Consider the following 21948-nt stretch of genomic DNA (forward strand, 5'->3'; position numbering starts at 1 on the left):
TAGGGTAAATATCCATCAAGAAAATGATACTAAACTTCCGAAAATGTTTCATTGAGATTCAAACATATCTCAAAATGTAAATATCGGGGAACTTTTCAACAGCACAAACAGATAAAAAATAGCGCACCTAAAGACAAGAAATAAGATAATTCTTGTTATTCATCGCATTACAGCAATCTGTAATATTAGGCACTGAATGATAAAAATTTCCTGTTACTAACAGCTATTATTATCCCGCTATCATCATTTATTGAATTATTATCTTCATTCACCCCGAATGAGCTGTACCATCTAATATTATTGTTGCCAGGCCTTGTGCCTGGCATTTTTTTGCTCTTTTTTTGGAAATTTCAGGTACCCAGACCTGCGTGGGCCCAGCAGAATAGTCCTCTCTGCCCCCGGAATATTATCCGCGTGATTGCGCCCCTTTGAACCTGCTCTGCGGGCATACCGTCCCGGCAGCCCGGTGCGACATCACGCCCTCTCCGGCAACGGGATTACCGTTCGCGCATCGACTCTTTTACCTTATTCAGCGGTTTGATCAGGTAATCCATCACAGACTTCTGACCGGTTTTGATTTCCACGTTGGCCACCATGCCCGGTACGATCGGAAACTTACGCCCGGCCTTATTGGTCAGCTCCGCCCTGTCGGTGCGCACGTAGACACGGTAATAGTACTGGTCCCGTTTCACCTCGTCCTGCAGGGTATCGGGGGAGACGGTTTCCACCTCTCCCCGCAGATCGCCGTAAATCGACGAGTCGTAGGCGGTGACCTTGACGGTGGCCGCCAGCCCCGGACGAATGTAGGCAATATCACGCGGGTTAATGCGCGTTTCAATCAGCAGCTGATCCTCCAGAGGGACAATCTCCATCAGCTTACCCCCCGGCTGCAGCACGCCACCGACGGTGGTGACCTGAATATCCTTCACTATTCCCCGCACCGGCGAGTAAATCGTGGCGCGGGTCAGCTGATCCTCTTTCCCGGTCATTACCTGAAGCTGCGCATCCAGATCCGCATTGTTTTTGACCTGCTCTTCGCGCGCCCGGACGGCATAGTCGTTGCGCGCTTCATCAATTTTCCCCTGCAGCTCGGCCACCTGACGGCGCAGGCGGATCACTTCCACCTCCCCTGCCGCCCCTTTAGCCACCAGCGGCTGCGTCATCCGCAGCTCATCCTGTACCAGTTTCTTCGACTGCTCCAGATTGCTGACGGTCTCCTGCAGGTTACGTCGGCGGGACTGGAACAGCTGGGTTTCACGCGCCACGAGGTCAGGTTCTTTCAGGGTTTCCGCACTGAATTTCAGCGAAGCGCCGGTCAGTTCAGCCCGCAGTCGCTCTGCCGATGCCCGCAGCGTGCGGGCCCGTGCCGCTGCTTCACCAAAGTTGGACTGGAAGCGGGTTGGATCCAGTTTTGCCAGTATCTGCCCCTTTTCTACAATATTGCCTTCATGCACGTTGAGTTCGTCGACGATGCCGCCGTCCAGGCTTTCTATCACCTGTGCGCGGCTGAGCGGCGTGACTTTGCCCGTTCCGACCGTCACCTCATCCAGAATGGCGAAATGCGCCCAGACGCAGAACAGCACCAGCGCAGCAGTACAGACCCAGATGATGGCTGAGGTACGCCGTTCATTCTGTTTCATGCTGCGATCCATCAGAACAAGGCTCATGCTGCATCTCCTTTAGGACTGGCCGACGCCTGTGCGGTCTGGGTGGCAGCACGTTTCAGAATGTCATCTTTCGGGCCGTCGGCAATCACTCTGCCGTTATCCATAACGATAATGCGGTCGACCATTTTTAGCAGCGCAGGACGGTGCGTAACCAGTACCAGAGTCCGGCCGCTCAGCCAGCCCTGCATCTGGCGGATCACGTGCTCTTCCAGCTGCTCATCCATCGAGGCGGTCGGCTCGTCCATCAGCACCACCTGCGGCTGGCGCAGGATCATACGGCTGAGCATCACCATCTGTCGCTGTCCGCCGGACAGGCCGCGCCCGCCCTCATTAATGATGCGGTCCAGGCTGGCAGCATCCTGCTGCACCAGGCTCAGCGCCCCGCTGATGCGCAGCGCATTCAGCATATCCTGCTCGCTGGCATGGGGATTCCCCAGCATCAGGTTCTGACGCAGCGTGCCAAAGAACAGACGGGAGTCCTGCGACAGCCAGCCAAGCTGGCGACGCAGATCCACCGGGTCGATGCGCCGCAGATCAACGCCGTCGACAATCACTTTCCCCTGGGAGGCCAGCGCCTGCCCGGCCAGCAGTTTCAGCAGCGTGGATTTTCCGGCCCCGACCCGGCCGAGTATCGCAATGCGTTCGCCCGGTTTTATTTGCAGCTGATTAATAGCAATAACGTTTTTGACATTTTCCTCGTCGTAACTGTACTGCACGCCGCGCAGGTCATAATGCCCGGTCAGCGTCGGGCAGTGGGCCATGTCGCCCTCTTCCGGCTGGTCGAGCGGTTTCTTCAGCAGTTCATCCAGCCCGGTCATCGCGCTCTTGGCGTGCTGCCAGCGCGAGAACACCATGGTCAGCTGCATCAGTGGGGCTATGGTGCGCGAAGAGAGCATACTGCTGGCGACCAGCGTCCCGGTGGTGATCTGCCCGTCAAGCACCAGATAGACCCCGAAGACCAGCATACTGGCATAGGTCAGTTGCTGAACACTGGAGGCCCAGCCGGTCAGACGCGCGCCCCACAGGCGCTGCTTCATCCCAATCGCTGCACTCACTTCATGGGTCTGTTCCCACTGACGCTGGAAATAGGGTTCGGCCTGCAGTGATTTGATATCTTCAATGCCTTCAATGGTTTCCACCAGAATAGCGTTACGCAGCGCCCCTTCGCGCAGCCCCTCTTTCGCCAGCTTCGCCATCGGGATCTGGATCAGCAGGCCGGGGATGACGATCAGCGGGATCGCCAGCAGCGGCACGATCACCAGCGGCCCGCCAATAAACGCCATAATAAACAGGAACAGGATAACAAACGGCATGTCGGCCGCTGCCCCGACGGTGGTGGAGGTCAGCAGCTCACGTACCTGATCGATTTCACGCAGCTGGGAGATAAACGACCCCGTTGATTTTGGCCGTGCCTCATTGCGGATATTCATCGCCCGTGCAAACAGCATGGAGGAGACTTTCAGATCGATGCGTTTTCCCATCATATCCGACACCTGGGTACGCATCAGGCGGATCAGATATTCCACCACCGCGGCAATCAGCACGCCGCCGAACAGTACCCAAAGCGTGGCTTCTGACTGCGCCGGGATCACCCGGTCATAAATCTGCATCGAGAACAGGATGCCCGCCAGCGCCAGCACGTTACCGACAATTGACGCCAGCGAGATCTCACCGATCTTGTGCCCCATGCCTTTAAAATTTTGCCAGAACCAGTGTTTCTTGTAGGGCTGAACAAACTCATCGATGCGCGCATCGCGCCCGCGTGCGGCGACGCCGATAATGCCGACCTCCGGCTGGCTCTGCTCCAGCAGCGACGCCAGTTCGCTTTCACGCACGACATCGCCACCGTCGCTCAGCCAGTAGCGGGCATTGCCCTCCCCATCAATGCTTTCAATCACCACCACGCTGCCGCTGTCCATAATCAGCACCACGGGTGTCACCTCCTGTCGCCAGCGTATTTTGTCACGCGGGGACATGGTGAGATGCAGACCGAGCAGCCCTGCCAGGCGCTCCAGCTGCTGCGGCGGGGTAAGATGCTCGAACCAGCGCATCTGCTGGCGCAGGGTCTTGCCATCGGCCGGTTTACCAAAACGGGCCGCCACGCGCAGCATCGCATCGATCCAGTTTTCCGTGGTTGCGGTTTTCTTCGTCATAAAAACAGCCTTATCGGGTTGTCATTCGCACAGCGTCATCACAGGGAGGGCAGCGTCTGCCCGCTGTTTGCTTCCCGATCCACGCCTAAAATATCCAGCAGATTATCCACGGCTGCGGCGTAGCGAACCGTGGCATCCCAGCCGTCGTACAGCGCCGTCAGACGGCTGCTGTCGGCCTGGAAAACATCCTGTTCGACACTGAGCAGATCATTGAGGCTGCGCTTATTCAGTTTATATTCATCAGCGTACACATCCCGCGTATGGTCGGCGCTGCGTAGCTGCTCCTCCCCGGCCTCTTTGCGCTGCTGCGCACCGATCATGTCGGCATAGGCGGTGGAGGCATTCTGATTAATTTGCAGTTTTGACTGCTGGATGGCGGCTTCTGCCGCGGCACGGTCGCCCTCGGCGGCACGGGTTCTGGCATTGACCAGCCCGCCCTGATAGAGCGGTGCTTCCACCTGTAATTGCAGTTCGTCGTCCCAGTAAGAACGGCTTTCGTTCTCATAGCGGGTGCGCCCCGCCTGCACTTTGATGGTCGGCCAGTGGTTCGACTGGGCCTGGCGTACCCGCTCCAGCGCGGCCTCCTGTCTGGCCTGCGCACTGCGCACTGCGGCACTCTTTTCATAGGCGATCTTATCCAGCGTCACCTGCTGGTTAAGCAGCGCCTGCGGTAGCTCGGGCAGGTTTTCGGACACCACGCCCGTCAGCACCGTCAGCTGCGCCCGCGCCGAACGCGCCTGCGCACGATACTGTTCCATGCTGGCATTCATGCCGGCGATACGGGTCTGCGCCTGCAGCACGTCAGACTGCGAACTTAATCCGGCATCGGCCCGCAGTCTGGCCATGTCCCTGACCCGCTGTAACGAGGCGATGTTCAGCCGGGCGGCATCCACCAGCGCCTGGTAGCGCTTCACCGCCAGATAGGCCTGAAGGGTATCCTGGGCCACGACGGTCATGGTGTCATACAGCGCGAAGCGATAGGCATCGGACAGCTTATGCTGCTCGTCGATAGCCCCGCCGGTGCGGCCAAAGTCATACAGCAGCTGGCTGAGAGTGATCCCGCCGGAGCCGCTGTTATTCAGGCTGCCTGCGGAGTCGGTCTGCTGCGATCGCCCCCCGCTCGCCACCAGAGAGACCTGCGGATACCATGCACTTTTTGCAGCATCGAGATCGGCTTCCCCTACGCGGATCTGGGCTGCGGCTTCAGAAATTTTCGGATTGCGGGCAAACGCACGCAGAATGGCATCCCGCAGCGTCAGGCTGGCAATCTGCTCTTCCGTGGGCGCAGCACGCCAGTTAAATTCGGCCACCGGCTCCTGTTTCGCCGCCTGCAGGGCGGGGGTAAACAGGCAGGTCGTCAAGCACAGCACAATTACCCTGTTTTTCATTTTGCACACCTGTGATCCTGACATTCCGGGCCAGAGGCGGGCTCTGCCACGCCTCTTCTGCCCCACCATTACGCGTTTTTTTTCAATAGATGTAGCCGGGCAAGTCCGTCATGATGCGGACTTTTTTCAGGGATCAGGCAGGCAAGAGACGGAAAATCTGTGGGGAATAAGGCATCGCCACGCGCGCACACGCGGCGGTTGCGCTGCCGGCAGACGCCAGCAACGATGGTGTTCAGGCCGCAATAATGGGCCAGATAACGCTGAGTCATGGTGTATCCCCTTGTGCACCGGTCAATCAGTCAACGCCTGCGGGGAATGACCGGCTGAACGCCGTTTTTCCACGCAAAACATTAGCCAGCGCCACAAAAATAGCGCCAGGCGTTACCCGGTGTACAACGGATCACAATGTAATCCATAACAAGGAAAAAGGATGAAAACTGCTTTTCTTTTAGTTTTTCAATCACACAACGAATAACAGCGGCCGAAGCCGCTGCTGGATTGTCTCGTTAACAATCTATCACTTCTTCTTAACTTTAGACACCCTGAGCGGGAATGCGACCCGCCCGGGCGTTATTTTTTCTTTATACGACATGGACCTGCAGATTGTGCTGGATCAGAACATCACCAAGCGTGTTGTCCGACGACAGCGCCGAGTTGTGGTAAACGTCAAAGGTCTGCCCTTCGACCGTGCGTTGTCCGGTGGTGGCCCAGACGCCACCCTCGGTATTGGCCAGCGTCACCTGATCACCCAGCGTCCCTTTGATAAACAGGTCATCGGTCGGCTTATCGGTGATGTTCAGCGCTTCGTTCAGATCCAGCTTGATGCTGTTACTGCCCGAAAGGCCCAGGTCAATAATCTCCACGTTCTCGATTTTCAGCCCGAGCGCGGTGAGATCCAGCGTCATATGCTCGCCGTTTAACACCAGCGTATCAATACCGGCACCCCCGTCGATGTGCGTGAAGTCCAGCGTAGTCGCACTGATCGTGTCGCTGCCTTCACTGCCGGTGACGGATTCACCGTGCAGCGTCTGACCGTCGGCCAGCAGAATGGATACCCCACCGATGGTGTAGCTGCCGTCGTCCACCGCCGCCGCCGTCTCAGCCACCGCCGCCGTGGAGGCCGCTGCGCTGGTGCTGGCACTGTCGGTACTGCTGGTATCACTATCGGTCACCAGCGTTGACGCCACTTTCGCCGCCGTATGCACGGTCGTGGCCGCACTGCTCTCCTCTGTAGTGGCTGAAGACGTATGGTTTGACACCACGGCCAGAGAATCGTCAGATGCGGCGGCCATCATGACTGCCGAGGTACTGGCCAGCGGGATCAGAGAACCCAGCAGCAGTGTGGTCACCGTCGAGGCCGGGTTACCTGCGGTATCCACCGCCGTGACGGTCACCACCGAACTCAGGTTCAGCGAACTCAGCAGTCCACCGACGAACTTGGCACTGTAGCGCCCGTTAGAGCCCACCGTCGCCGTCATTGACTGCGACTGCCCACTCTGAGTCAACGTGATATTCACCGTTGTTCCGGTGGCCAGCCGCAGGGTACCGCCCGAAATCGTCAGGCCGGTCAGCAACACACTCAACAGGCTGGCAACCGGGTCGACCCCGATGACCGGCAGGTTCTGTGTGACGCTGGTAAAGCTGGCGCTGGTATTGGCGACGTTACCCGCCCGGTCGGTAACCGAAATGGCCGCCGAATGAACGCCGTCGCTCAGGCCGGACAGCCCGGCAGGTGGTACCGTCACACTCCAGCTCCCATTGCTGCCGACGGCGGCGCTGTAGACGTTGCCTTCAATCACCACCCTGACCGTACCGCCAGCGGCATTGGTGGAGGTACCGGTAATGGTCTGCGCCGTACCCGATTCTGCCAGGTTGAGGTAGCCATCGCTAAAGCCAGCGGTGGTGCCCAGAGTGACGGTAGGCGTACTGTGCGTGCCAACAATCACCGATGCCGATCCGCTGGCCGACTTGCCCGCGCCGTTAGTCAGTTCCGCCGTGATGGACTGCGTGGCATCCGCCAGCGCCAGCAGAGCCGAAGACGGTACCGATACGCTCCAGGTGCCGTTGGCCGCCACGATAGCCGTTAAGGTGGCCGCACCCACGTGCACCGAGATGGTCGACCCTTCCGCATTGGTGGCCGTGCCGGATATGGTCTGGGCGGTCAGGGCTTCTACCGCATTCAGACCACCATCACCAAACAGGGTACCGATACTGATCGATGGCGGTGTCTGCGCAATGACCGACGCGGTGCTGCTGCCCGTGGCGGTGTTGCCGTACGGATCCGCCAGCGTGGCATTTACAGTCAGCGGACCGTTTGGCAACGCACTGAGGTCGGCTTTCGGAACGCTGACGCTCCAGCTGCCGCTGCTGCCGACGGTGGTGCTGTAGGATTTACCGTTGATGCTGAAGGTGACCGTCGACCCCGCCACGGCATTGGTGGTGGTCCCGCTGATGGTCTGCGCTACCGCCAGCTCAGATGCGCTCAGTATGCCGTCACCGAACAGCGTGTTCACGGTGAGCGTTGGCTGCGTGGTCACCCCGATGGTGACACCCAGGCTGCTGTTCGCCGTATTACCGACCACATCAGTGACGGTGGCAGACACCGTCAGGTTACCCGTTGCCAGTGACAGCAGTTGCAGGGAACTGAGCGCCACGCTGAAGTTACCGCTGGCATCGGTGACCGCTTCCAGCGAGAGTGCGCCGAGCTTGATATCGACCCGGGTACCCGCCGCCACGTTATTCACGCGACCACTGAGCAGTTGCCCCAGTGAGGAGAGCGCTTCTGAAACACTCAAAATACCGTCACCAAACAGCGGATTGATCGTCACTGATGGCAGCGAGTGGATGCCGACAATGGCATTCAGTGCATTGCTGGTGCTGTTGCCCGCCGTATCAGTCACGGTCACCTTCAGCGACAGGCTGCCGTCACCCAGGCTGGCCAGCATGGACGGCGTCAACCCGAGACTGAAGACGCCGTTCGCGTCCGCCGTGGCCGCAACCAGCGGCGTGGTACTGTTCCCTACCGTGACCACCACGCGGGCTCCTCCGCTGGTCACCCCGCTGATCAGCTGAGTCGTCAGCGCATCGGCCGCATTCAGCAGGCCATCACCAAACAGCTGCGTCTGGTTGAGGGTCAGCGATGGCGGCGTCAGGCTTAACTGCAACCCGCCTGTGGCTGTCGCCGTGTTGCCGGCAATATCCGTCACCTGTGCAGAAACGGTCAGCGCATTGCCTGTCAGCAGCTGCAGCTGTCCCAGCGACAGGCTGGTACTGAACTTACCGCTGGCATCGACCGTGGCCTGAACATCCACCAGGCCGCCCAGATTCACCGTCACGATGGATCCTGCCGCGACGTTTTTCACCGTACCGGTAATCAGCTGGCTGGCAAAATTGGTGATATCAGCAAGATTCAGCACGCCATCACCGAAGATGGTGTTCAGCGTGATTTCAGGCTGCTTGTTAAACACACCGACAGTGACTGAATTGCTGGCGGTATTCCCCGCCGGATCCACCACTTTGACCCCCAGCGAGAGATTGCCGGTGCCCAACGCCAGCAGATCGAGAGGTGAGAGATTCACGCTCCATGCGCCCCCCGCCTGAACGGTTGTGGTGTAGGCTTTCGCTCCCAGCGTCACGGTAACGGTCGATCCCGCCACTGCATTCAGCGTCCCGCCGATGGTCTGCCCGGCCTGAGCTTCCAGCACGTTAATCAGGTTATCCGTGCCGAACAGGTTGGTCAGCGTACCGACAACCGGAAGGTTATTGATGATGTTGGTGACCGACGCCGTTGCGTTAGCCACGTTACCCACTACATCCGTCAGTACCAGGTCCAGCGGTACCGTCCCGTCCCCTAATGCCGCCAGCGCATCGGTCGGTACCACCAGCGTCCAGCGACCGCCCTGGCCAACCGTGGCGGTGACGATCTCACCGTTACCCAGCGTCAGTGACACTAAGCCGCCGATAGCCGACACGGCGGTCCCGGTGATCAGCTGGTCAAGCCCCGCCTCGGCGGCCCCCAGATAACCGGACAGGCCGGTTTCCCCAAACACCGTATCCACGTTCAGAGCCAGCAGGCTGTTGAACACCTTGTTGACGGTGATCGAAGCGCTGGTCTGGTTACCGTTTTCATCCTGGACTCTCACCGTAAGCAGATTACCGCCCTGCAGCAGATCGGCCAGTGCCGTCGGCGTCAGGGCAAGGCTGAAGGCCCCGTTCAGGACGGTTCCCTGCGCCAGCGGCGTGCCGCTGTTGCCCAGATAGACAGAAATCGTCTGTCCGTCGGCCCCCTCCACCTTCCCGGTCAGCGTTTGCGTCAGTACCGCCTGGACCGAGTTGAGAACGTTATTGCCCAGCAGAGCATCCACATCCAGCAGCGGTGCTACCGTATCAATGACGACCAGCCGTGTTGCATCGCCTGTGTTACCTGCGGCGTCTTTCACGCTGGCCGTAATGGTGCCTCCCCCCTGGCTCAGCGCCTGCAGGTCAGCCGAAGGTACGTTCACCGTCCAGGTGCCGCCCGCCTGCACCACAGCGGTGTAAGTTTTGCTGCCCAGCGTAACGGAAACCGTACTGCCGATATCCGATGCCGTACCGGTGATGGTCTGCGACACCGCCGCTTCTGCGGCGGTCAGGGTGTTATCCCCGGCAAACTGCGTAATCGCTACCGTCGGCGGCACAACATCGATCAGCAGGGTGCTGGTGGCGGAAACGCTGGTCCCGTTATCCGGGGTAAAGGTGACGACCACGGTTTGCGAACCCGTTCCAAGCAGCGCGTTTGCCAGCGGCTCGCTGCTGAAGTTATTGTTCGCACGCAGCGCATCAACCGGGATGGTGGCGACCTCTACGCCCCCCACTGTAATGGAGATCACACCAGACACCGTCAGAGGCACGTTATTCAGTGCCCCGGACAGCGTAGTGGTGACCGGGTCGAGGGCATTGACGATATTGTCCCCGTTAACCGGCACCAGGGTGATAAAGGCATCCTGGGTTGGATTGATATTTAACGCTACCGTGTCGTTCAGGGTGGTAGTGTTACCCGCCGCGTCGGTGATGGCCACGCTGTAGCTTCCGTTAACGGCGATCAGTTCGGTCAGAGCCTCAGCCCCCACGTTAATCGTCCACTTGCCATCCGCGCCCACCACTCCGGTCAGGGTACGCGTACCGATGGTCAGCGTGACCGTGGCACCCGCGTCATTCACACCCGATGTCCCGGTCAGCGTCTGCGTATTCAGACTTTCCACGTAATCCAGGATGTTGTCGCCGGCAAAGGAGAGCGCAGTGATCGCCGGGGGCAGCGTATCGATAATAAAGCCTTCCGTCAGGGTATTGGTGTTCCCCCCCGGGTCGGTGACGGTGATCACCACATTCTGCTGACTTTCTCCCAGCCCACGAATATCCGCCATCTCACCGGCGGTTAAGGTCAGCGACCAGGTTCCGTCGTTATTCACCACGGCAGGCAACCCCGCCAGACCGCCAAAGGAGACGCTGACACTCTGTCCTGCGCCAACCGCCCCCGTTGTCCCGGTCAGCACGGCTCCGGCCAGCGTATCTTCATTGAGATAGCCATTATCAAACGGCACGGCCAGCGTGGGCTGCGGCAGCGTCAGATAGGCATTGAAGTCCAGCGTTTCCGTCGCCGGGTTGCCGGCAGCATCAATCACCGTCACGGTAATCTGGTGTGCCCCATTGCTCAGACCACTTAACGCGCCCTGCGGCAGCGTGACCGTCCATGTTCCACTGGCATCCACCACGCCGTCGTAGACCACCCCGTTGATATCCACCTTCAGCGTGACGGTCTGATCCTGACCGGCCACGACCGGAATACCGGTGGTACCAGTGATGATCACCGCTCCCGCCGCTTCGCTGATGCCGAGGCCCGGGCCAAACGGGTTCACAATGGTCGGATCCGGCAGGTTCAGTATGGCATCGAAGCTACCGCTGACCGGTACACTGTTACCGTAGCTATCCGTTGCAACGACGCTAATCGTATGGGTGGTATTCGCCAGCCCGGTCAGCGTCGCCGGGTCAAGATTCAGTGACCAGCTTCCGTCCACATTGACCGTCGCATTCACCGGCGTGCCGCCGTCAATACTGACCGTCACTTTCTGCCCGGTGCCGGTAATACCGGTCGATCCGCGCAGCACCTGACCCGCCGTGGCCTCAGCAAGGCTCAGCAAGCCGTCAACAAACGGGGTATTAATGACAGGGTCTGGCACATCGTTAATCGCCACCGTGAGCGAGGTCGTTACAGGCGCTCCGACGTTACCGGCACCATCCGTCACCGTGACGGACACCGGCCAGTTTCCGTCCGGCAGCGTGGTCAGTGTGCCTGCGGGCAACTCCAGGCTCCAGGTATTGCCGGTAATGATGGCTTCAATCGGTGTACCGTTGACGTTAACAATCACCCGGGTACCTGCCACATCACCGCTGTAGGTCACACTGCCCCCCAGCGTAATGCCGCCAGCCACTTCATTCAGCGTCAGAATGCCGTCACCCGCCAGCGGCAATCCACCGAGGGTAACCGTCGGCAGGCCGGTGACAATTGCACCGAACTCCAGGGAGGCATCTGCTACGTTACCCGCCGCATCCCGGACCACAATCACAATTTCGTGGTCAGGACTGTTGCCCAGGTTGAGCAACTGCTGTGGCGTTAATGTGGCCGTCCAGACTCCGTTAGCATCGACGGTGGCAGCGTAAGGCGTTCCGTTGATGGTCAGTACAATCGTCTGTCCTGCGCCCGTCGCGCCTGTCGTACCGGTCAGCGTCTGCGTCAGCGCAGCTTCGGCCACGTTCAGCAGGCCATCGCCAAACGGCTGATCAATCACCGGATTAAGTGTCGTGGTCAGCACCAGCTCGGCATCGACCGAGACGCTGACCGGGTTCACCGCATCCACGGTGGAGACGCTGACCTGGATGATACCGTTGCCCTGTCCCACCAGCGCTCCCGCCGGGAGCGTCACCGTCCAGCCCCCCTGACCATCCAGCACCGCCGGAATATTGGTCAGCGTACCGACGCTGACCACCAGGCTTGCGCCAGCCGGAAGGTTCGCTACCGTCCCGCTAATCACCTGTGCCACCGTCGCCTCCGCGCCGTTCAGCAGGCCGTCAGCAAACGGCGTATCCACCGTCAGCAGGGTAGCCTGCACATCGACCGTCGCCTCAATAACCTCGCTGGTGGTATTGCCGTAAGCATCCTTAACGGAGACACCGATATCCAGCTCACCGTTAGCCAGCGCCAGCAGATCGGCGCTGGGGATGGTGGTACTCCAGTTACCCAGGCCATCGGCCAGCACGCTGTAGACTTTGCTACCAATAGTGATCTCAACGTTAAGATTCGGCCCGGTAGTCCCCCCCAGCAGCAGGCCGGTCAGGGCATCCGCCAGGCTGAGAATACCGTCCGTCGCCAGATTGGCATCAATGACCAGCAGCGGTGGCTGCGTGTGAACCGTGAAGTTATCACTGGCTGTCGCTACGTTCCCTGCCACATCGTTGCCGGTAGCAGTGACGGTATTGTTGTTCTGCGGCAATGCCTGCGCAGCACTCTGTGGAATAGTTGCCGTCCAGTTTCCATCCGCGTCAACGGTTGCGGTGTAAGGCGTATTATTAACAGTGACGGTAATCGTCCCACCGGCAGGGATATTCTGACTGCTGCCGGTGATGGTGACACCGGCAGGGTCACGTGACTCGTTGTAATCAATCATGTCATCACTGGTGACTGGATTGATGGTGATGGTGGGCAGATCGGCACCCCGCGCAATCACCGTAAAGTCACGGCTGTCATCGGCCACATTGTCATAGCGGTCTTTCACCGTCACGCTGACCTGCTGCGCACCATCGGCAATATTGCCCACCGCCAGGGCCGGTACGGCGTAACTCCACGCCCCGTTCTGTACTACGGCCTCATAGGTCTGTCCGTTTAAGGTAATCGTAACAACCTGGCCATTGGCGACATTGGTGGTCGTGCCACTCAGATTGAGCGGCTGGCCCAGCTCACTGGCATTAATATAGTCATCAGCCGATACGACACCGATGGAGATCGTCGGCAGATCGCCAGCGGCAGCGCGTACCTCGACGGTTTCCGTCAGCGGCTGTGACGGGTTACCGGCTTTGTCCGTGAGGGTGGCGGTAACGACGTAACTGCCGTCGGCCAGGTTCTGCGTGGCGTTACCCGGCAGGTCTAAGCGCCAGGTGCCGTCTTCCTGCACCGTGGCCAGATAGGCAGGCTGATTACCGTTAAAGGTCACACTGACCTGCTGACCCGCCTGATCCGGCGTGGTGCTGCCGCTCACGGTGACCGTCTGCAGAATTTCTGTCGCATTAATGACGTTGTCGGTGGCCACCGGGTTAAGTACCAGCGCTGGCGGCGTGCGATCCACTTCTGCAGTGGAGGTCACGGTGCCCACATTGCCACTGGCGTCCGTGACCTTCACCTCGATTTGCAGCTCGCCCTGGCCCAGGTTGAGCAGCGTCGCGCTGCTGAGAGGCAGCGTCCAGTTACCGTTGCCGTCGGCGGTGACAGTGTAATCCTGCCCGCTGACGGTGACCGTCACTATCTGCCCGGCCCCGGCCGCCCCGGTTGTCCCGCTCAGGGTCTGTCCACCGGCGGCACTGGCTTCTGCCAGATTAAGGTAACCATCGCCAAACGGGATATTGATGGTTGGCTGAGACGGCGTGGTATCCAGCACGATCGGCCGGTTGACCGTCACACTGCTGCCTCCCTGCGGTGTGGCGACTACGGTCAGGGTGTAGCCGTTATCGGCCAGGCCGGTAAACGCGCCCGCCGGAATAGCCGCACTCCACAGACCGTCGCTGCCCACCGTTGCGGTGTAAGACTGATTGTTAAAGGTGACCACGACGCTGGTCGTCCCTTCCGGCACGCTGCCGGTAATGGTGATCCCCGCATCCGCTTCAGAAGCATTGACTACATCATCGCCCGTCACCGGGTTGACCAGCAGTGGATTGACGATCGTGGTATCCAGCGCCACCGTCGCGTTTTGCGTCACGCTGTTACCTGCCGGACTGGTGACCACGACGGTGACCGGATTGGTTCCCTCATCGAGATTATTGAGGGTGCTGACCGGCGCGGTGACCGACCACTTGCCGTCGTTGCCTACCGTCGTGGTCAGCGTCTCACCGCCCAGGGTCACACTGACGGTATCGCCTACTGTCCCTGTCCCGCTGATTTTCAGCGGTTGTGCCGCTTCTGCGCTATCAATGATGCCGTCTCCGGCCAGCGGATCCAGTGTATAGACCGGTGCCGCAGTGTTAACCTGAACCAGCTCGGTATCGACCGTTTTGTTGCCTGCCGGATCGGTGACGGTGACGGTGACGTCATAGCCTCCATCATCCAGCAGGGCCAGATCCCCGGCCGGGATAGTGGCGGTCCAGTTGCCGTTGGCGTCAACCACGGCGTTATAGGTTTTACCGTCCAGCGTGACCACCACGGTATTCCCCGCCGTCGTGGTGCCGCTGATATCCAGCGGCTGGGTCTGTTCGGTGGCGTTAATGATGCCGTCCCCGGCGATGGTTTCCAGCGTCAGCTCAGGCAGAACTGTGGCGATATTCACCGGGGCTGGCGCTGTCGATGCGGTATTGCCCGCCGCGTCCGTCGCCGTCACGATGATGGGTTGCGTGCCCGCAGGAAGCGCCTGAAGATCGGCGGAGGTTAACGTCAGGCTCCACACGCCGGAGCTGTTAACGGTGGCATTAAAAATTGTACCGCCAATGTTCACTTCTACCGTCTGGCCGTTACCGGATACCCCGGTGGTACCCTGCAGGATCTGCGAACCCGCCGCTTCTGCATTGTCCAGCGTGCCATCACCAAAGACCGGTGTATCCAGGATCGGCTGCGGCAGGTCGGAGACGCGAACGATCAGCGGAGCCTCGCTGGTGGCGAGGACGGCATCATCGGGATCAAGCACGGTCGCGGTGCCGGTCAGCGTGCCATTCGTCAGCTGGATCACGTCGCTGCGCGGAATATTGACAGTCCAGGAACCGTCAGGCTGCTGCACGCCATTATAGGTAATGTTGTTCAGCTCAAAAGTGACCCGACTGCCTGCCGGCACGTTCGAGGTGGTAAGCGTAACATCCAGCCCACCTGCCGCCTGAGATTCGGTAAAGTTGAGGTAGCCATCTTCACTGATCGGACTGACCGCGATGGCCACCTCCGCATCATTAACGCTGAACACCTTGTCCGTCGTCCCGGTATTCCCCGCTTTATCCGTCACGGTGGCGGTCAGCGTATAAGTGCCGTTCGCCAGCCCTTCCAGCACGCTGGCTGGCAGGCTGGCCTGCCAGGCACCGCCGGACTGAATGGTCGTGGTGGTGCTGAAGCTGCCCCCGTTGCCGGTCAGAACCAGCGTCAGCGTCTGTCCGGCTTCCACGTTGGACGCCGTGCCGCTGATCAGCTGATCGACCTGCTGTTCTGCGCCATCCAGCACATTATTTGCCGTGACGTTGTTGACGAAGATCGACGGTACGCCGGTATCTATCGCCAGCGGGGTGCTGGTGGTGGTGGTGTTGCCTGCCGGATCGGTAGCCGTGACCGTCAGGCTGTAGCTGCCGTCGGCCACGCCGGACAGCGCCGTGCCCGGGATCAGCGCTGACCACTGGCCATTGCTGCCGACCACGACGGTAACGCTGATATTCCCGAGTTCAACCCGGATCAGATCGCCCGCTTCACCGCTACCGGTGATGGTCAGTGGCTGCCCCGCTTCGGCGGCATTGATATACCCCCCCGATACCGGGTTGACGCTGACCGGCGGCGGCGTTATGTCCACCTCAACGGTGCGAATAACGGTGCTGGTGTTGCCGGCATCGTCGGTGCTGGTAACCTGAATATTGCTACTGCCGGCAGGCAGTGCTTTCAGTGCACTGACCGGCAGCTCAATCTGCCAGTTACCCGTACCGTCCACAATGGTTAGATAGGTTTGACCATTGAGCGTAACGGTGATGCGGTCGCCCACGTCACCGGAGCCACCGATAATCTGTACCTCATTCTGTTCAGCCAGGTTGATACGGTTATCCGTGGCGACCGCGTCCAGTGACACCACCGGAGCCCGGGTGTCCACCTCAAAGAGGGTATCGACTTTCACGCTGTTGCCCGCAGTATCTCCGAGCGTCACCGACAGGGGATTCTCACCCTGTGGCAGGCTTTGCAACGCGGCAGAAGGGACAGAAACGTTCCAGTTACCCTGCGCGTCGACAGTGCCGGTGTAAGTAATGCCACCAATGACCACCCTGACCGTCTGACCTGCGCCCGCGACGCCTGATGAGCCGCTGATGATCTGCACACTGCCCGCTTCAGCAGCATTAAGATAGCCATCACCAAACAGCGGATCGATCACTGGCTGGAAGCCCGGATTGACCTCACTGTTCAGGGCCTGTACCACGGTGATGGTGTTGCCATTGACATCCACGGTACTGGCCGTCACTGGCTGATTGCCGTTCAGCAGTCCAACTAAATCTGCTGCCGGGATATTCACCGCCCAGCTGCCATCGCTGTTGGTGGTGGTCACGTAAGACTTGCCACGGAAAGAGACCGTCACCGTACTGCCAAAGGTGACAAAACGGCTGAAACCGTGGATCGACAGCGGTAACAGAGCCTCTGAAGCGTTCAGGGTATTGTCATCGCTGATCACCCCAATGGCGATGGCGCTGAAACTGTTATCCACGGTAAAGCTGCCGTTACTGCTGGCCGGGTTTCCGGCAACATCGCTGACGCTGACGGTGTAATTATCAGTACCGTTGGCGAGGTTAATCAGTGCTGCCGCCGGAACCAGAACGCTCCAGCTGCCATCGCCCTGAACCAGACCGGTGTACTGACTGCCGTTCAGCGTGACGGTGACCACCTGCCCGGCCTGCACATTGCTGGTCGTCCCGGTCATCAGCTGGGACAGGCCCTTTTCCGCCCCATCGAGAATATTGTCACCGGCAAACGCCCCGACGGCGATCTGCGGCAGAGAGCCACTGCCGGCAATTACCGTTAGCGGCTGGCTGCTGCTGCCAGTGTTACCGATGGCATCGGTGGCCGTCACGCTGACGGTATAGCTCCCGTCCGCCAGGCCAGAGACCACGTTGGCAGGCAACGTGACCGTCCAGTTACCCTGAGGATCCACCGTCGCGGTGTAGTTGACGTTGTTCACGCTAACCACCACCGCAGCCCCCGGCTCGGTCGTACCGGTAATCGCCAGCGCAGCCGCGTGCTCCAGCGCGTTGAGATATCCGTCGCCCGAAACTGGAGCCACGGTGACGGTCGGTGAGGCCGTATCAATGGTCACCGGTATCAGCGTGGTGGTTTCGTTGCCGCTGCTGTCGCGGGCGGTCACACGGATATCGTACTGGCCGTCAGCCAGCGTTTGCAGTGCTGAAGGCGCAATATTCAGGTTCCAGCTGCCGTTACCGTTCGCGGTGGTCTGGTAAGTCACGCCGTTCAGCACCACGGTGATGGTGCTGTTGGCCTCCGCCGTACCGGTGACGGGCAGCGGCTGGCCCTGCTCCGCGCGGTTGACAATGCCATCACCGGCCACCGGGCCGACAGACAGCTCGGGGCTCAGGGTGTCCACGCTGACGCTGGCAGTGTGGGTGACCTGGTTACCGGCGGCATCGCGCACCACCACCACCAGGTTATTGCCTCCCTGCGGCAGGTTGCTGAGATCCTCTGGCGACAGGTTGACGCTCCACGCCCCGGTGGCGGTATTGACCGTCGCCGTATAGGTCTTGCCATTAAGCTGAACGGTCACTAGCTGGTCCGGCAGCGTCAGTCCGGTATTGCCGCTGAGGGTTTGCGGCGTACCCGACTCGGTCAGATTCAGCACGTTGTCGCCACCAAAGGCGGCATTCACGGTGACATTATCCGGGAAGTTGGCCTGAACACCGATATTCAGCGTGGCGGTCACGCTGGTATTCCCCGGGTCGGTGACCACGATGGCATAGGTACCGTTGGCCACGCCCAGCAGATCGGCTGGCGGGATGGTCGTGCTCCAGTTACCGTTGGCATCCACCGTGGCGCTGTAGATTTTGTTGTTAAAAGTGACGGTTAACTCGGTGCCCTCAGCCAGATTCTGGCTGCTACCGCTGAGGGTGACCGGCAGTTTCGCTTCCGCCGCATTGATCCAGTTATCATCGCTGACCGGAGCAATACCCAGTGCGGGTACCAGCGGATCGCGAACCACGCTGACGCTACCTGGCTGAGTGATGGTCCCACCCCGGGGATCCGTCACCGAAGCGCTGTAATTGAGGGTTGCCCCGTTCGCCAGGCCAGTAAATTCACTGGCCGGGATGCTGACATGCCAGATCCCACCGGGCTGAACCACGATATTATCGTAAGTTTTGCCATTAAAGACGACGGTCACAATCTGCCCCGGGGCAATGTTCAGCACCGAACCACTCAGCTCCTGGGCCACCAGCAGCTCACCGTTTTGCAGGATACCGTCGCCCGCAAACGGATTGATCGTAAGGGAAGGCTGGCTGCCCGGCTCAACGGCCAGAACGACATTACCCAATGCCGTTCCCTCATTGCCTGCCGCATCCGTCGCCACCACTCTGATCGGATAGCTGCCGTCGGCCAGCGCCGCTTTATCCGCATCTGACAGGACAATGGTCCAGCCATTACTGCCATTGGCAGTGGCGGTCAGACTCAGTTCGCGATCGCCAATAAAGACGCGGATAATGCTGCCCGATTCTGCTGTCCCGCTGATGCTCAGATTGCCTAACTCATTGACCGAGACATAGTTATCCCCGGTGACGGCGGCCAGCGTCACGGCAGGAGGCTGGGTATCGACGTTCAGATTATTACCGATGCCGGTCGAGACGTTGCCATACTGGTCGGTGGAAGTGACCACCAGGTTATGCCCACCCTGGCCCAACAGTTGCAGTGCTGAGGACGGTATATTCACGCTCCAGCTGCCATCGGGATTCACCGTAGTGGTATAAGTTTTCCCCTCCAGAGTAATCGTCACCGACTGCCCACCCGCACTGATCCCCGTCACCGTCAGTGGCTGACTGATATCCGCCGCATTCAGCGTGGTATCAAACTGGATATTGCTCACCAGCGGTGGAGCGCTGTCCACCCTGACCTGCAGGGTGGTGCTGCCGGTATTCCCCGCCGGGTCGGTGACGTTCACCACCATCGGCAGGGTAGCATCTATCTGGCCGGCGACGGCACCCGCCGGAAGAGTGACACTCCAGGTGCCGTTGTTACTGACCGTACCGGTGTAAGTGTTGCCGTTGAACACCACAGAAACGGTCTGACCCGCCCCGATGACGCCGGTATTCCCGGTGATTGTCTGCGGCTGTCCCGCTTCCTGGCCGCTCAGTACGCCATCACCGAACGGCAGATCGATGGCCGGGCTGGGCAGCGTGGTGATCACGTCTACGGTGACGGTCGTACTGTTGGTCAGCGTACTGCCATTGGGCAGTGTGATAGTGGCCACGATCAGGTTCGATCCCTGAGGGAGCTGCAGCAGATCGGCTGAAGGAACCTGAACGGACCAGCTGCCGTTTGCCTGAGTGGTCGCGGTGTAGCTTTGTCCGCCCAGCGTGACGGAGACCTGGGTTCCCGGGGCGACGCCGCTGGCGGTCCCGCTGAGGGTCAACGTGGTCTGGGCTTCGTCGGCATTGAGATAGCCATCACCGCTGATCGGTGAAGTGATACTGACGGCAGGCGTGGTGCTGGCCTGTACGCTAAAGTCGTGCGCAGCGCTGGCGGAAACGCCGCTGGTATTACTGACGCTGGCAGAAAGCGAGGCGTTACCGGTGGCCAGTGCTGCGAGATCGGCAGCGGGCACCGGTACGCTCCATTTGCCATCCGCGCCGACAACCGTGGTGTAGGTTTTCCCGTTCAGGGTGACGGTAACCGTCTGCCCCTGCTGAACGTTGAGGGTGGTCCCGCTCACGGTCTGCGTCACCAGTTTTTCCGCGCCGTCCAGCACGTCATTGCCAGCAAAAGCGCCAATGGCGATCTGTGGCTGGTTTGCGGTCTGGTTCGGTTCAACGGTGATGGTCTGGCTGTCGGTGGCCGTCTGCCCGGCGCTGTTGGCAACGCTGGCCGTAATGGTCGTGGCACCATTTGCCAGCGCCAGCAGGGCACTGGACGGCACTGAGACACTCCAGCTGCCGTTCGCCTGCACGGTGGCGGTATAGGTAACCCCGTTCAGCACGACGGTCACGATCTGCCCGGCCTGTACGTTGGTGGTGGTGCCGCTTAGCGACTGGCTGCTGTCTTTTTCGCCAGCGCTCAGGACGTTATCCCCGGCAAAGGTGCCAATCACAATCTGCGGCTCGTTCGCGGTCTGGGTCGGTTCAACGGTGATGGCCTGGCTGTCGGTGGCCGTCTGTCCGGCGCTGTTGGCAACGCTGGCCGTGATGGTGGTCGAGCCATTCGCCAGGGCCAGCAAGGCACTGGACGGCACAGACACGCTCCAGCTGCCGTTCGCCTGCACGGTGGCGGTGTAGGTGACGCCGTTCAGTACGATGGTCACAATCTGCCCGGCCTGCACGTTGGTGGTGGTACCACTCAACAACTGGCTGGTGTCTTTTTCGCCCGCGCTTAACACGTTGTTTCCGGCAAAGGTACCGATGGTCAGGGTCGGCGTGGCCGCCGGAGGGTTGGTGCCTCCGCCGTTGTTGTTATCATCATCGCCGCCACCGCCGCCACCGCCGCCGCCTAAGGCAGCTGCGCCTAAGCCCACCAGCCCGAGCGCGCCGAGACCGGCTGCGGTGATCACGCCATTGCCGGCACCGGTATCAGCCAGCAGCAGGGGTTCAATACTGCCCAGTGATTCGTACTGCGGGGTTAGAACCATCGCAGTCTGAGCATCGGCCACCTCACTGGTGAGCGGGAACAGTGCATGTTCCGGGGGATTTTCCCCGTCGTCAAACACCAGCTCGCTGTGATCGCCATCGACATCATCGAAGAAGAACTGCTGATAGCGCACGGTGGTGCCATCTTTCATGTGCAGAATGAGGTCATTACCCTGGCGTTCGAATTCAGCCACCATGTCACGCGTGCCATTGATTTTCACGATGCTGGGTTGGCTGAGAAGAACGGATTTAGACGAGCCCGCGCTGGCCTGGGAGAGGAGTGTTCCGTCGTCGCGTGAGAGAATGTCTACGCGGCCATCATTGAGCTGTGCCATTTTAGTAACCTCATGTACACCAGATAACAGGATTAAAAATTCAACGCACTGAAAGTGAAAAAAAACTTCACTTTTAGCCACGTTAAATAAATTTTTTTCACGCCGGGATGGGCGCTACTTTTCACCTGATGCACAGTCAGGGAGAGCATCTCCCCGCTAAAAAAGACTAAAAACAGCCTGAACTGCAATTTTTTTGTTTAATTCCTCACACAGATATAATTAATAAATTGAATGTGTTACCTGATTAAAATTAATCGATAAGATAAAGGATTTTTATTTCACTTCTTAGTACAAATTTTACGCCGTTGTCAAAAAACGTCTATAAATAAGGGAAATCTGAAATAATGATTTGATTTAACTCGCAGAAAAAAATTTTACTTAACGTTACTTTTTGCAACTTTCTGGTAAAAAAACGCCCATAACCAGGTAATAACGTAAGGTTAATGACGCGAAAATTTCATGTTGAATCGTGACCATCCGCACAAGTGAAGACGGGTAAAATTTTTCATCGGACGGCCTTCAGCCGCGGCGTAAAAAAGGGATTTTTTTCTATCTCACCAGTAATTTGAGTTAAGCGCGTGACGAGCCGCCAACCTCCAGGAGT

Annotated in this window: 5 protein-coding genes; all 5 read right to left on the minus strand. The window is 59.4% G+C overall.

The genetic code is table 11. The features are described 5' to 3' along the window. Window positions 1–497: 497 nt before the first annotated feature. Window positions 498–1667 (minus strand): beta-barrel domain-containing protein, encoded by a 1170-nt coding sequence (locus ACZ3HG_RS06905; protein WP_191932983.1) that lies wholly within the window; start codon window positions 1665–1667, stop codon window positions 498–500. After that, a complete protein-coding gene (locus tag ACZ3HG_RS06910; protein ID WP_191932984.1) occupies window positions 1664–3820 on the minus strand; it encodes a type I secretion system permease/ATPase in 2157 nt (718 codons plus the stop codon). Before ACZ3HG_RS06910 ends, ACZ3HG_RS06905 begins: the two co-directional genes overlap by 4 nt. Window positions 3821–3858: 38 nt before the next feature. Continuing rightward, on the minus strand, window positions 3859–5208 hold the full coding sequence (locus ACZ3HG_RS06915; RefSeq protein WP_191932985.1) for a TolC family outer membrane protein: 1350 nt from the start codon (window positions 5206–5208) through the stop codon (window positions 3859–3861). Between the two features lie 68 nt (window positions 5209–5276). Then, on the minus strand, window positions 5277–5477 hold the full coding sequence (locus tag ACZ3HG_RS06920) for a hypothetical protein (protein WP_465332436.1): 201 nt from the start codon (window positions 5475–5477) through the stop codon (window positions 5277–5279). Window positions 5478–5789: 312 nt separating this feature from the next. Next, window positions 5790–21344: an Ig-like domain-containing protein gene (locus ACZ3HG_RS06925; RefSeq protein ID WP_465332438.1), complete on the minus strand. Its 15555-nt coding sequence runs from the start codon at window positions 21342–21344 to the stop codon at window positions 5790–5792. Window positions 21345–21948: the final 604 nt, after the last annotated feature.

The organism is Erwinia sp. PME.40.26/001, assembly GCF_055556675.1.